This window comes from Halomonas saccharevitans (assembly GCF_032333995.1).
Taxonomy (GTDB): Bacteria; Pseudomonadota; Gammaproteobacteria; order Pseudomonadales; family Halomonadaceae; genus Halomonas; species Halomonas saccharevitans.
In genome coordinates, this window is record NZ_JAVXUR010000004.1 from 171896 (window position 1) to 184798 (window position 12903).

Genomic DNA, 12903 nt, shown 5'->3' on the forward strand with positions numbered 1-12903 from the left:
GGCCGTCGTTACCCTCATCCGCCACGCCTCATTCGCTATCTTTTAGGAGTTCCTTCATGGCTCAGGACGAAAACCGCAGCAAGGCGCTGAATGCTGCCCTCTCCCAGATCGAGCGCCAGTTCGGCAAGGGCACCGTGATGCGCCTGGGCGATGCGCCCCGCGTGGTGATGCCGTCGGTCTCCACCGGTTCATTGGGCCTGGACATCGCGCTCGGCATCGGCGGGCTGCCCCTTGGCCGGGTGGTCGAGATCTTCGGCCCGGAGTCCTCGGGCAAGACCACCCTCACGTTGTCGGTGATCGCCCAGGCCCAGAAGCAGGGCAAAACCTGCGCCTTCATCGACGCCGAGCATGCCCTAGATCCGAGCTATGCCGAGAAGCTCGGCGTCAACCTCGATGACCTGCTGGTCTCCCAGCCGGACACCGGGGAGCAGGCGCTGGAGATCTGCGACATGCTGGTGCGCTCCGGCGGCGTCGACGTGATCATCATCGACTCGGTGGCGGCGCTGACGCCGCGTGCCGAGATCGAGGGCGAGATGGGCGACTCCCACGTCGGCCTGCAGGCGCGCCTGATGTCCCAGGCGCTGCGCAAGATCACCGGCAACATCAAGAACGCCAACTGCATGGTGGTGTTCATCAACCAGATCCGCATGAAGATCGGCGTGATGTTCGGCAGCCCCGAGACCACCACCGGCGGCAACGCGCTGAAGTTCTACTCCAGTGTGCGCCTGGATATCCGCCGCACCGGCTCGGTCAAGCAGGGTGACGAGGTGACCGGCAACGAGACCCGGGTCAAGGTGGTCAAGAACAAGGTGGCGCCGCCGTTCCGCCAGGCCGAGTTCCAGATCCTCTACGGCAAGGGGATCTACCATGCCGGCGAGGTGGTCGATCTCGGCGTGCAGTGCAAGCTGGTCGACAAGGCTGGCGCCTGGTACAGCTATCAGGGCAACAAGATCGGTCAGGGCAAGGCCAACGCCGCCCAGTTCCTCGAGGACAACCCGGCGGTGATGGAGGAGATCGAGAGCCAGATCCGCGCCCAGCTGCTCACCCCGGTGGAGCCGAAGCAGGAAGAGGCCGCCGACGAAACGCTGGCCGCCGAGGAAGGCGGCGACGACCGGGCCTAAGCCATGCTCGGTGATGCCTCCGGGGGCGGCGAGTCGACGCCCCGCAGCGACGCCATCCGCCTGCTGGCCCGTCGCGAGTATTCGCGCCAGGAGCTCGCCGAGCGGCTGGCGGCCAAGGGGCACGAGGCCGAGGCAATCGCCGAGTGCCTCGAGGCCCTGGTGGATCAGGGCCTGCAGTCCGACGAGCGCTTCGCCGAGGGGTTTCTGCGCTCGCGCATCCTGCGCGGCCAGGGGCCCATGAAGATTCGCCTCGACCTGGAGCGTCGCGGGCTGGATCGCGAGGAGATTCGCCACGCCTTCGACGAGGCCGCCCGGCGCGGCGAGGGCGACTGGTTCGCCCTCGCCCGCGAGGCCCTGGCGCGGCGCTTTCCCGGCCCGGGCGACACCCCTCGCGAGCGCGCCCGGCGCGAGCGCTTCCTGGCCGGCCGCGGCTTCGATTTCGACCAGGTGCGCCACGCTCTGGAAACGGCCTGGTCGACCGACGACTGAGCCCGCATCGGCCTACTCCCCTTCAGTCGATTGACAACTGCGCTATAATGCCCCCCTTTGCGAATGCCCCGGGTGGCGCTCCTGTGGCGCAGTGGCGAGCCGATACCGGCATCGACACGCCGCTTGCCGACCCACCGGGCCACCATGCTCATCGCTACGGATACCCCATGAAAAGCGCAGACATCAGACAGGCTTTCCTGAGTTTCTTCGAGGAGCAGGGACACACCATCGTGCCCTCGAGCTCGCTGGTGCCGGGCAACGACCCGACCCTGCTGTTCACCAACGCCGGCATGGTGCCGTTCAAGGACGTCTTCCTGGGGCGTGATCCGCGCCCCTACGTGCGCGCCACTTCCTCCCAGCGATGCGTGCGTGCCGGCGGCAAGCACAACGACCTGGACAACGTCGGCTACACCGCTCGCCACCACACCTTCTTCGAGATGCTGGGCAACTTCAGCTTCGGCGACTACTTCAAGCGCGATGCCATCCGCTTCGCCTGGACCTTCCTGACCGAGGTACTGGGGCTGCCCAAGGAGAAGCTGTGGGTCACGGTGCACATCAGCGACGACGAGGCCGAGCGCATCTGGAAGGACGAGATGGGCATCGACCCCGAGCGCTTCTCGACGCTCGATGAGGACAACTTCTGGCAGATGGGCGACACCGGTCCCTGCGGGCCGAGCTCCGAGATCTTCTTCGATCACGGACCCGAGGTGTGGGGTGGCCCGCCCGGCAGCCCGGAAGAGGATGGCGACCGCTACATCGAGATCTGGAACCTGGTGTTCATGCAGTTCGATCGTGACGCGGCCGGCACCCTGAATCCGCTGCCCAAGCCCTCCATCGACACCGGGATGGGCCTGGAGCGTATCGCCGCGGTGATGCAGGGCGTGCACTCCAACTATGAGATCGACCTCTTCCAGCACCTGCTGGAAGCCGCGAGTCAGGCCACCGGGCACAGTGACACCACCGCCCCCTCGCTGCGGGTGATCGCCGATCATATCCGCTCCTGCGCCTTCCTGATCGCCGACGGCGTGCTGCCCTCCAACGAGGGGCGCGGCTACGTGCTGCGCCGGATCATCCGCCGCGCCATCCGCCACGGCCACAAGCTCGGCGCGCGCGGCAACTTCTTCCACAAGCTGGTGGGGGCGCTGGACGCAGAGATGGGCGAGGCCTACCCGGAGCTTCGCGAGGCACGCCATCAGATCGAGCGCGTACTGCTCAAGGAAGAGGAGCAGTTCGCCCGTACCCTGGAGCACGGCATGGGCCTGCTCGAGGAGGCGCTGGCCGGCCTCGAGGGCGATACCCTGCCCGGCGAGACGGTCTTCAAGCTCTACGACACCTACGGCTTCCCCTATGACCTGACCGCCGACGTCTGCCGCGAGCGCGACGTCCGCCTCGACGAGGCCGGCTTCAAGGCGGCGCTGGAGGCCCAGCGCGAGCGCGCCCGTGCGGCCAGCCAGTTCGGCGCCGACTACACAGCGGCGATCGAGCTCGAAGGCGAGACCGCCTTCACCGGCTATGAGCAGCTGGAGGATCGCGCTACGGTCACCGCCCTCGTCGATCGTGAGGGCAACGCCCTGGCCGAGCTGGCGCCCGAGCAGCGCGGCGTCGTGGTGCTCGACCGCACGCCGTTCTACGGCGAGTCCGGCGGCCAAGTCGGCGATACCGGCTACCTGGAGCTCGAGGGCGGGCGCTTTTTGGTCACCGATACCCAGAAGCAGGCCGGCCATCACCTGCACCACGGCGTGCTCCTCGAAGGGGCGCTGGCCGTGGGCGCCGAGGTGCATCCCCGGGTCGACGCCAGCCTGCGCGCCGCCACGGTGCGTAACCACTCGGCGACTCACCTGATGCACAAGGCGCTGCGCATGGTGCTCGGCGATCACGTCCAGCAGAAGGGCTCGCTGGTCACCCCCGAGCGCCTGCGCTTCGACTTCAGCCACTTCGAGCCGATGACCGGCGAGCAGCTGGCCGAGGTGGAGCGCCTGGTCAACGAGCAGATTCTGGCCAACGCGGCGACGCGCACCGAGCAGATGACTCTCGACCAGGCCAAGGAGCGCGGCGCGGCGGCGCTGTTCGAGGCCAAGTACGCCGACAGCGTGCGCGTGCTGACCATCGGCGCCGACGATTTCTCCATCGAGCTGTGCGGCGGCACCCACGTCGCCCGCAGCGGCGACATCGGCTGCTTCCACATCGTCAGCGAGGCGGGCATCGCCAGCGGCGTGCGGCGCATCGAGGCGATCACCGGCGCGGGCGCGCTGGCCTGGTTCCGTGAGCAGGAGGCGCGCCTGAACCGCATTGGTGAGCGGCTCAAGGCCAAGCCGGAGCAGGCCGAGGAGCGCGTCGACTCGCTGCTAGAGCGCAACCGCACCCTGGAGAAGGAGCTCGAGCGGCTCAAGGCCAAGCTGGCCAGCGCCGCCGGCAACGACATGCTCAGCGAGGCCCATGAGGTCCAGGGCATCAAGGTGCTGGCCAAGCGCCTCGACGGCGTGGCCGGCAAGGAGCTGCGCGGCATGCTCGATCAGCTCAAGAACAAGCTGGGCTCCGGCATCGTGGTGCTGGGCGTCGCCGACGCCGAGGCCGGCAAGGTCAGCCTGATCGCCGGTGTGACCGACGACCTCACCGGCCGTGTCAAGGCCGGCGAGCTGGTCAACCACGTGGCCTCCCAGGTCGGCGGCAAGGGCGGCGGCCGACCCGATATGGCTCAGGCCGGCGGCAGCGATGTTTCGGCCCTGCCGGGTGCGCTTGAGAGCGTACCCGTCTGGGTCGAGGAGCGACTGAAGTAGGATGCACGAGGGCCGGTAGCAGCGATGCACCGGCCCTCGTCGTATCTGGACACCTTTCACTCATCCGAGCGCTATGCGCACTCGACAAGCGAGGGAAAACGGCAAATGGCACTATACGTACAAAAATTCGGCGGCACCTCGGTGGGCTCCGTGGAGCGCATCAAGGCCGTGGCCGAGAAGGTCAAGGGCTTTCGCGACCAGGGTCACCAGATCGTGGTCGTGGTCTCCGCCATGAGCGGCGAGACCAACCGCCTGATCGGCATGGCCAATGAGATCAACGACGAGCCGACGCCGCGTGAGATGGACATGCTGGTCTCCACCGGCGAGCAGGTCACCATCTCGCTGCTGGCCATGGCCCTGCACAAGCTGGGCGTGCCGGCGACCTCCTACACCGGCTCCCAGGTGGGCATTCAGACCGACAGCGCCCACACCAAGGCGCGCATCCAGCGCATCGAGACCGACGAGCTGCAGGCCGATCTGGACGCGGGTCAGGTGGTAGTGGTCGCCGGCTTTCAGGGCGTCGACGAGGAGGGCAACATCACTACCCTCGGTCGTGGCGGCTCTGACACCACCGGCGTGGCCCTGGCCGCGGCGCTCAACGCCGATGAGTGCCAGATCTATACCGACGTCGACGGCGTCTACACCACCGACCCGCGGGTCTGCTCCAAGGCGCAGCGCCTTGAGACCATCACCGTGGAGGAGATGCTGGAACTGGCGAGCCTTGGCTCCAAGGTCCTGCAGATCCGCGCCGTCGAGTTCGCCGGCAAGTACAACGTCGCGCTGCGCGTGCTGTCCAGCTTCGAGGGCGGCCCCGGCACCCTGATCATTGCAGACTCTGATAAAGACGAGGATTCCATGGAAGAACCGCTGATCTCCGGTATCGCCTTCACCGCCAACGAGGCCAAGCTCACCCTGCTCAACACCCCGGACGTGCCGGGCGTTGCCTCGCGCATTCTGGGCCCGATCGCCGATGCCAACATCGAGATCGACATGATCGTGCAGAACGTGGCGCCTGCCGGCGACTACACCGACTTCACCTTCACCGTGGCCAAGGGCGACTACCGCCAGACCATGAAGATCCTCCAGGATCAGGTGATTCCCGATCTCGGCGGCGGCGACCTGCGCGGCGACGACAATATCGCCAAGGTCTCACTGGTCGGCGTGGGCATGCGCTCGCACGCCGGGGTGGCCTCCAAGATGTTCCGCGTGCTGGCCGACGAGAACATCAATATCCGGATGGTCTCCACCTCCGAGATCAAGATCTCCGTGGTGATCGACGAGAAGCACATGGAGCTGGCGGTCAAGGCGCTGCACAAGGCGTTCGGTCTCGACAAGCGCAGCATCGAGCAGGAATAAGGGCTCACTCGCGTCGCCGACACCTTCTACGCTTCTAGCAAGGATCGCCGATACGCGTGTCGAGGAGCCTTCTTTCAACGTGTTGCTGGCCGGCCATTGGCTGGCATCAGTGGTCAGGGACGACGAGTTGTCGCACAATGCAGCGATGTCGTCCCTCCCGGCGAGCATCCCGTAGCCCGAAGTCTGAGAAGGAGATCAGTCATGCTCATCCTGACCCGCCGTGTTGGCGAAACCCTGATGATCGGTGACGACGTCACCGTCACCGTCCTTGGCGTCAAGGGCAACCAGGTGCGTATTGGCGTCAATGCGCCCAAGGATGTCGCCGTACATCGCGAGGAAATCTACCAGCGCATCCAGCGCGAGAAGTCCGACCCCGACGTCGACAGTGACGTTTAGGACTCGGGTGGCCAGGTCGTGCGCCGTTTTTCCATGGATCGTTATCGAAAAATTGCCGGGACCGCTGGACAATGGCCTTATAGAACGGTAGGATACGCACCGTGCCGATGAGGGAGAGGTGGCCGAGTGGCTGAAGGCGCTCCCCTGCTAAGGGAGTAAGGGGTTTATAGCCTCTTCGAGGGTTCGAATCCCTCCCTCTCCGCCATTATCGACACGTGAAGATAAAGCGCCCGTAGCTCAGCTGGATAGAGTACCTGACTACGAATCAGGTGGTCGGAGGTTCGAATCCTCCCGGGCGCGCCATCTTCAACCGGATGAGATCGACCGCTTCACGCTGTCGTACCCGTCCCCGCAATGAGTCTGCTCGTTGCCTTTCGCGCCCGTAGCTCAGCTGGATAGAGTACCTGACTACGAATCAGGTGGTCGGAGGTTCGAATCCTCCCGGGCGCGCCAGATTCAGACCCGTCCTCACCATGAGGGCGGGTCTTCTGTTTTGTTTCGATGTTTTCTCGCTAGCCGGACCGGTTGCGCCCAGGATGGGCCCCGGCTCCGCGATCGTTTGGGGCGCCGTCGCATTGCGACGTGCGCCTCTTTTTTTGGTTTATCGTACGTTGTCGGGAAGCGGTCGTTCACGAGGAGGCGGGGATCCCGCGAACCACACCTATATTAAGCTGATCTGCGAAGCGCCTTTTCGTGTCTGGCGCCCTTCTCTGGCCTGTGGTGGTTGTCTCGGGCCGTCTGGCCTGTGTCGCCCGTGAGGCGGAGGAGGGCATGAAGGCGTGGCTAGGCGCCGAGCGTCGCCTCGGCAGTGGCCTGGGGGGTGGAGCAGGGCAGGGGCGTGACCAGCCCCTCGAGCAGGGTGTCCAGGTGGGTGATGCGCTTGAGCGCCTGGAAGCGTCGGGCGGCCTCGGCATCGCGCTGGCGCATATGGTTGAGCCACTGTTTGAGCAGCGAGGTGACGACGCGGTCGGGCAGCGTGCTACGCTGCGTTGCAGCAAACTCGGCGAGAATCGCCGCCCGTTCGTGCCAGGGCGTCTCCGGCAGGCGTTCGCCGGTGGCCTGCCAGTGGCGGATGCGGCCCGCCAGGCGAGGGTCGGCCAGGGCGCCGCGGCCGAGCATCACGTCGCGACAGCCGGAGAGCGTGCGCGCCTTCCAGTAGTCTTCCAGGGTCCAGATGTCGCCGTTGGCGACCACCGGAATGGACAGGCGCTGGCGGATCCGGCCGATCCACTCCCAGTGGGCGGGGGGGCGGTAGCCCTCGTCCCGGGTGCGGCCGTGGACCACCAGCCGTTGGGCGCCGGCATCCTGGGTGGCCAGCGCGCAGGCCAGCGCCAGGCGGCGGTCGGCGAAGCCCAGGCGGACCTTGGCGGTCACCGGGATCGCCTCGCCCACGGCCGCATGCACCGCCGCCACGGCGGCATGCACGCGGCGCGGGTCGCGCAGCAGCGAGGCGCCGCCGTCGTGGCGGTTGACCAGCTTGGCGGGGCAGCCGAAATTGAGGTCCACGCCGGTGGCGCCGAGGTGCAGCGCCTGGCGGGCATTGGCGGCCAGCGCCGCGGGGTCGGAGCCCAGCAGCTGCAGCGTTACCGGCACGCCGCTCGGGGTGGCGGGGGGCGTGTCGGCCACCAGCTCCGGGCAGTGCTTGTAGAAGACGCGGGGTGGCAGCCGAGCATCGACCACGCGCACGAACTCGGTCACCACCCAGTCGAAGCCGGGGGCGCGCGTCAGCAGGTCGCGGGTCACCGCATCGATGACCCCCTCCATGGGTGCTAGGCCGATCCGGCCCTTATGTAGTAAATTAACAACGCTGACTTCCACCATGACGCCATTGCAATCTGTCGGGGATCTGGCAGGTTATATGATCACAAAAAATGCGCAAGTCGGGTTTTTTTGCCGTATCTCGCCCAACTTGCCGTAAGAGTCAGGAGAATTCGCATGCAGGATTCGCAGCTGATACACGAGGGTCTCTCTCTGATGGGCCTCGGCATGGGGTTTGTCTTTGTTTTTCTTACCGTGCTGGTGGGCGTCACCACGTTGATGTCCAAGACGATCGGCCGCTTCTTCCCCGAACCGGTCGCTCCCGCCGCCCGTGATTCCCGTGCCCCGGCCGCGCGCCAGGACGATGACCTCACCGTGGTCATCAGCGCGGCGGTGCACCGCTATCGCCAGCGCCATAAGCGCTGAGGCGAGCGCCCCGCCTTCTCCCCTCCCATTCATAACGACAAGGTCAATACCATGAATGACAAGACACGCCCGCTCGGCATCACCGATGTCGTCTTGCGCGACGCCCATCAGTCGCTGTTCGCCACGCGCATGCGCCTGGACGACATGCTGCCGATCGCCGAGAAGCTCGATCGTGTCGGCTTCTGGTCGCTGGAATCCTGGGGCGGCGCCACCTTCGACGCCTGTATCCGCTATCTCGGCGAGGATCCGTGGGAGCGGATACGGGCGTTGAAGGAGGCGATGCCCAACACCCCGCAGCAGATGCTGCTGCGCGGCCAGAACCTGCTCGGCTACCGCCACTATGGCGATGATCTCGTGGACAGATTCGTCGAGCGGGCCAAGACCAACGGCGTCGACGTGTTCCGCGTCTTCGACGCCATGAACGATCCGCGCAACCTCGAGCGAGCTATCCAGGCCGTGCGCCGGGTCGAGGGCCACGCTCAGGGTACGCTCTCCTATACGGTGAGCCCGGTACACACCCTGGACGGCTGGGTCGAGCTCGGCAAGACCATCGCCGACATGGGCGCCGACTCCCTGGCGATCAAGGACATGGCCGGCCTGCTCAAGCCCTACGACGCCTTTGAACTGGTCAGCAAGCTCAAGAAGGTCGTGGACATCCCGATCCACATGCAGTGCCACGCGACTACCGGCCTCTCGACCGCCACGGCGCTGAAGGCTGCCGAGGCGGGCATCGACAACGTCGACACGGCGATCTCCTCCATGTCGATGACCTACGGCCACAGCCCGACCGAATCGCTGGTCGCCATGCTTCAGGGCACCGAGCGCGACACCGGCCTGGACCTGGAACTGCTCGAGGAGATCGCCGCCTACTTCCGCGAGGTGCGCAAGAAGTACGCCGCCTTCGAGGGCTCGCTCAAGGGCATCGACTCGCGCATCCTGGTCGCCCAGGTGCCGGGCGGCATGCTCACCAACATGGAAGGCCAGCTCAAGGAGCAGGGCGCCGCCGACAAGCTCGACGACGTGCTCGCCGAGATCCCGCGGGTCCGCGCGGACCTGGGCTTCATCCCGCTGGTCACCCCGACCTCGCAGATCGTCGGCACCCAGGCGGTGATGAACGTGATGATGGGCAGCCGCTACAAGTCCATCTCCAAGGAGGTGCAGGCGGTTCTCAAGGGCGAGTACGGCGCCGCGCCGGCCCCCTTCAACGAGGAGCTGCAGGCGCGCGTGCTGGACGGAGGCGAGCCGATCACCTGCCGTCCCGCCGATCGGCTCGAGCCCGAGATGGAGACCCTGACCGCCGAGCTCAAGGAGAAGGCCAAGGAGCAGGGCATCCGCCTCGCCGAGGGCGAGCGCGAGATCGACGATGTGCTGACCTATGCGCTCTATCCGCAGATCGGCCTGAAGTTCCTGCAGAACCGCGACAACCCCGACGCCTTCGAGCCGGCGCCCCAGGCCGCCGAGGCGCAGCCGGCCAGTCTGCCGGCCGCCGCCGCCCAGAAGGGCGTGACCGAGGCCCCGGCGTCGGCCGGCCCCGAGACCTACACCGTCACCGTCAATGGCAAGCAGTACGTGGTTGAGGTCGCCGAGGGCGGCGAGATCGGCCAGGTGGCCGAGCAGGGCGGCAGCCAGCCGGCCGCGAGCGCCCCGGCTCCGGCCGCGCCCTCGGGTGAGAGCATCACCGCGCCGCTGGCCGGCAACATCTTCAAGGTCAACGTGCGCGAGGGCGACAGCGTCGCCGAGGGTGACGTGGTGATCATCCTCGAGGCCATGAAGATGGAGACCGAGGTACGGGCGGCGAGCGCCGGCACCGTCTCCGCCATCAAGGTCGGCGAGGGCGACAGCGTCGCCGTCGGTGACGTCCTGATCGAGCTCTGAGGACGGTTTTCATGTCAGAAAAGATATTGACCCTCTGGTACGGCTCGGGGCTCTACAACCTGACCCTGGGCCAGGCCGTGATGGTGCTGGTGGGGCTGGGGCTGCTCTACCTCGCCATCCAGAAGAAGTTCGAGCCGCTGCTGCTGGTGCCGATCGGCTTCGGCGGCATCCTGGCTAACATCCCCGAGGCGGGCCTCGCCCTGTCGGCCGCCGAGCAGGCGGCGCACATGGCGTCGCCGGCGCTGCTCGAGCAGATGGCCCAGGCCCTGCAGCTCAGCCTGGACCCGGCCGGCGGGATCGAGGCCTGGCGGCACAGCCTCGCCGAGGTGCTGCACGGCGACATCTCGCCGGCCCTGGTGCGCGCCGCCAACGACGTGGCCATGGACGGCGGCTACGCCCACGGCATGCTCTACCAGTTCTACAGCGTGGCCATCGCCTCGGGCATCGCGCCGCTGGTGATCTTCATGGGCGTGGGCGCGATGACCGACTTCGGCCCGCTGCTGGCCAATCCGCGCACCCTGTTTTTAGGCGCGGCGGCGCAGTTCGGCATCTTCGCCACCCTGCTCGGGGCGGTGGGCATGTCGGCCATGGGCTGGATGGACTTCTCGCTCAATCAGGCCGCCGCCATCGGCATCATCGGCGGCGCCGACGGCCCCACCTCGATCTACGTCTCGAGCATCCTGGCGCCGGAGCTGTTGGGTGCTATCGCCGTGGCCTCCTACTCCTACATGGCGCTGGTGCCGCTGATCCAGCCGCCGATCATGAAGGCGCTGACCAGCAAGCGGGAGCGCGAGATCACCATGACGCAGCTGCGTCCGGTCTCCAAGCTGGAGAAGATCGTCTTCCCGCTCAGCCTGCTGATCCTGGTGGTGCTCTTCCTGCCCGATGCGGCGCCGCTTCTGGGGATGTTCTGCTTCGGCAACCTGATGCGCGAGAGCGGCGTGGTGGAGCGTCTCTCCGACACCACCCAGAACGCCCTGATCAACATCGTGACGATCTTTTTGGGGCTGTCGGTGGGGTCCAAGCTGATCGCCGAGCGCTTCCTGGCGGTGGAGACGCTGGGCATCCTGGCGCTGGGCATGGTGGCCTTCGCCATCGGCACGGCCTGCGGCATCCTGATGGCCAAGCTGATGAACACCGTCAGCAAGATGCCGATCAATCCGCTGATCGGCTCCGCCGGCGTCTCGGCGGTGCCCATGGCAGCAAGGGTCTCCAACAAGGTGGGGCTCGAGTCCAATCCCCACAACTTCCTGCTGATGCACGCCATGGGGCCCAACGTGGCCGGGGTGATCGGCTCGGCGGTGGCCGCCGGGGTGATGATCAAGTACCTCGGCTGAGGTCGAGCGTCCCGCCAGCACAAACGGCGCCTTCGGGCGCCGTTTTTTATGTGATGGGCATCGGTCGATGGGGCGGGACCTTGCGTCCGGGTAGGGTCGTTTCGTCTGGGTAGGAGCGTTCAGTCGTCCTGCAGCAGGGCGAGGCGCCCGCGCAGGCGCGTCGAAAGCGCGCTCAGCTCGACGGGCGCATCGTTCGGCCAGCCCACGGTCAGCGCTACCCCTTCGGCGCCGTAGTCGGCCTGTTCGACCGGCACGTCGCGCTCGGCCAGCCAGGCGCGGGCCTCGGCCTCGCCGGCGAAGTCGACCTTCAGGCGCAGGGGTGAGCGCTCGACCACCTCGCGCCGGGGCAGCGTCTCCAGCGCCTGGGCGACGGCCCGGGAATAGGCGCGGGCCAGGCCGCCGGTGCCGAGCTTGGTGCCGCCGAAGTAGCGGGTCACCACGCTGCCCACCTGACCGAGGGCCGCGCCGTCCAGCACCTGGAACATCGGGCGCCCGGCGGTGCCGCCGGGTTCGCCGTCGTCGGAGAAGCCGATGGCGGTCTGCTCGCCGGGCGGGCCGGCGATCCAGGCCGTGCAATGGTGGCTGGCGTGGGGATGGAGCCGGCGGGCCTCGGCGAGCATCACCTCGAAGGCGGCCGTATTCGGCGCGTGGCAGATCCAGGCGATGAAGCGGCTCTTCTCCACCTCGAGCTCGCTCTCGTGCCGGTGGTCGGGCGGCAGGTCGGGTACTACGTAGCGCATCAGGCGGCCAGTTCCGTCTGGCGCACCACGCCCATCACCAGGCCGATCACCTGGACGTCGTCGTTGCGCAGGTAGATCGGCGCCATGCGCTCGTTGGCCGGCTGCAGGCGAACGCCCGACTTCTCGATGTAGAACTTCTTCAGGGTGACCTCCTGGTCATTGATCATCACCACGGCGGTCTCGCCGTTCTCGGCGCTCTCGCGGCGTTCGATGATGATCACATCCCCGTCGAAGATATTGCAATCGACCATGGAGTCGCCGCGTACCCGCAGGGCGTAGGTGTTGCGGCGCACCATGGTCGTCGGCACGCGGATGCTGCCGGCCTCCGGACAGGCCTCGATGGGCATGCCCGCCGAGACCTGGCCCAGCATCGGGATTTCGGTCAGGGCGTCGGCCTCGATGGCCTCCCAGGCTTCGGCCAGTGGCAGGTTGGGTCGGCGCTGCAGGTACTGCGGTGTGACGTTGGGCATGCGGTCTCTCCCCGGTCGTCTAACCCTGTCGATACATACAGTGTTTTACGAGCATAGCAGCCGGTCGCAAACTGGCAAGGGAAAGCTGTCCACGCCTGGCTTGACTCAGGGCAAGTGCGACCGGCTGCCGCAACCCGCCCGGCTGGCAGCCAGGGCCC

11 protein-coding genes and 3 tRNA genes are annotated in these 12903 nt (G+C 66.9%); 11 read left to right on the plus strand and 3 right to left on the minus strand.

Annotated features, from left to right (window positions below; translation table 11 throughout):
* Positions 1 to 56 precede the first annotated feature (56 nt).
* From recA to RSO68_RS11280, 8 genes are all read left to right on the plus strand, one after another.
* Complete coding sequence (recA, locus tag RSO68_RS11245) at positions 57 to 1121, plus strand: recombinase RecA (RefSeq protein ID WP_089848501.1); 1065 nt, start codon at positions 57 to 59, stop codon at positions 1119 to 1121.
* A 3-nt stretch (positions 1122 to 1124) separates the two neighbouring features.
* Positions 1125 to 1610, plus strand: a complete 486-nt coding sequence (locus RSO68_RS11250) for a regulatory protein RecX (RefSeq protein WP_315586653.1) — start codon at positions 1125 to 1127, stop codon at positions 1608 to 1610.
* Between the two features lie 167 nt (positions 1611 to 1777).
* Entirely contained in the window at positions 1778 to 4387 is a 2610-nt protein-coding gene (alaS, locus tag RSO68_RS11255) for an alanine--tRNA ligase (protein ID WP_089848503.1), read from the plus strand.
* Between the two features lie 105 nt (positions 4388 to 4492).
* Entirely contained in the window at positions 4493 to 5743 is a 1251-nt protein-coding gene (locus tag RSO68_RS11260; RefSeq protein WP_089848504.1) for an aspartate kinase, read from the plus strand.
* A 201-nt stretch (positions 5744 to 5944) separates the two neighbouring features.
* Positions 5945 to 6139 (plus strand): carbon storage regulator CsrA, encoded by a 195-nt coding sequence (gene csrA / locus RSO68_RS11265; protein WP_089848505.1) that lies wholly within the window; start codon positions 5945 to 5947, stop codon positions 6137 to 6139.
* Between the two features lie 112 nt (positions 6140 to 6251).
* Positions 6252 to 6344: transfer RNA gene (locus tag RSO68_RS11270), tRNA-Ser, on the plus strand.
* A 21-nt stretch (positions 6345 to 6365) separates the two neighbouring features.
* Positions 6366 to 6442: transfer RNA gene (locus RSO68_RS11275), tRNA-Arg, on the plus strand.
* 73 nt (positions 6443 to 6515) lie between these two features.
* A tRNA-Arg gene (locus RSO68_RS11280) sits at positions 6516 to 6592 on the plus strand.
* A gap of 330 nt (positions 6593 to 6922) precedes the next feature.
* Here the strand turns inward: RSO68_RS11280 and RSO68_RS11285 are convergent.
* Positions 6923 to 7903: a tRNA dihydrouridine synthase gene (locus RSO68_RS11285; protein WP_089848506.1), complete on the minus strand. Its 981-nt coding sequence runs from the start codon at positions 7901 to 7903 to the stop codon at positions 6923 to 6925.
* 171 nt (positions 7904 to 8074) lie between these two features.
* Here RSO68_RS11285 and RSO68_RS11290 point away from each other — a divergent pair, with 171 nt between their 5' ends.
* Genes RSO68_RS11290 through RSO68_RS11300 form a run of 3 tightly spaced genes read left to right on the plus strand, consistent with a single transcriptional unit; the run spans position 8075 to position 11535 of the window.
* Positions 8075 to 8323 (plus strand): OadG family protein, encoded by a 249-nt coding sequence (locus RSO68_RS11290; protein WP_089848507.1) that lies wholly within the window; start codon positions 8075 to 8077, stop codon positions 8321 to 8323.
* Between the two features lie 51 nt (positions 8324 to 8374).
* Complete coding sequence (gene oadA / locus RSO68_RS11295; RefSeq protein ID WP_315586654.1) at positions 8375 to 10198, plus strand: sodium-extruding oxaloacetate decarboxylase subunit alpha; 1824 nt, start codon at positions 8375 to 8377, stop codon at positions 10196 to 10198.
* Positions 10199 to 10209: 11 nt separating this feature from the next.
* Positions 10210 to 11535, plus strand: a complete 1326-nt coding sequence (locus RSO68_RS11300) for a sodium ion-translocating decarboxylase subunit beta (RefSeq protein ID WP_089848509.1) — start codon at positions 10210 to 10212, stop codon at positions 11533 to 11535.
* Positions 11536 to 11654: 119 nt separating this feature from the next.
* Here RSO68_RS11300 and RSO68_RS11305 read toward each other — a convergent pair whose 3' ends face one another.
* Positions 11655 to 12275 (minus strand): IMPACT family protein, encoded by a 621-nt coding sequence (locus RSO68_RS11305; protein WP_315586655.1) that lies wholly within the window; start codon positions 12273 to 12275, stop codon positions 11655 to 11657.
* Entirely contained in the window at positions 12275 to 12745 is a 471-nt protein-coding gene (gene lexA / locus RSO68_RS11310; protein WP_089848511.1) for a transcriptional repressor LexA, read from the minus strand. The genes RSO68_RS11305 and lexA overlap by 1 nt, the downstream gene beginning before the upstream one ends.
* Positions 12746 to 12903: the final 158 nt, after the last annotated feature.

Bases quoted from the DNA above. Each gene is read 5' to 3' on its own strand.
- RSO68_RS11290 (WP_089848507.1), top strand. From the start codon at position 8,075: ATGCAGGATTCGCAGCTGATACACGAGGGTCTCTCTCTGATGGGCCTC.
- oadA (WP_315586654.1), top strand. From the start codon at position 8,375: ATGAATGACAAGACACGCCCGCTCGGCATCACCGATGTCGTCTTGCGC.
- recA (WP_089848501.1), top strand. From the start codon at position 57: ATGGCTCAGGACGAAAACCGCAGCAAGGCGCTGAATGCTGCCCTCTCC.
- RSO68_RS11285 (WP_089848506.1), bottom strand. From the start codon at position 7,903: ATGGAGGGGGTCATCGATGCGGTGACCCGCGACCTGCTGACGCGCGCC.
- RSO68_RS11300 (WP_089848509.1), top strand. From the start codon at position 10,210: ATGTCAGAAAAGATATTGACCCTCTGGTACGGCTCGGGGCTCTACAAC.
- lexA (WP_089848511.1), bottom strand. From the start codon at position 12,745: ATGCCCAACGTCACACCGCAGTACCTGCAGCGCCGACCCAACCTGCCA.
- RSO68_RS11250 (WP_315586653.1), top strand. From the start codon at position 1,125: ATGCTCGGTGATGCCTCCGGGGGCGGCGAGTCGACGCCCCGCAGCGAC.
- csrA (WP_089848505.1), top strand. From the start codon at position 5,945: ATGCTCATCCTGACCCGCCGTGTTGGCGAAACCCTGATGATCGGTGAC.
- RSO68_RS11260 (WP_089848504.1), top strand. From the start codon at position 4,493: ATGGCACTATACGTACAAAAATTCGGCGGCACCTCGGTGGGCTCCGTG.
- RSO68_RS11305 (WP_315586655.1), bottom strand. From the start codon at position 12,275: ATGCGCTACGTAGTACCCGACCTGCCGCCCGACCACCGGCACGAGAGC.
- alaS (WP_089848503.1), top strand. From the start codon at position 1,778: ATGAAAAGCGCAGACATCAGACAGGCTTTCCTGAGTTTCTTCGAGGAG.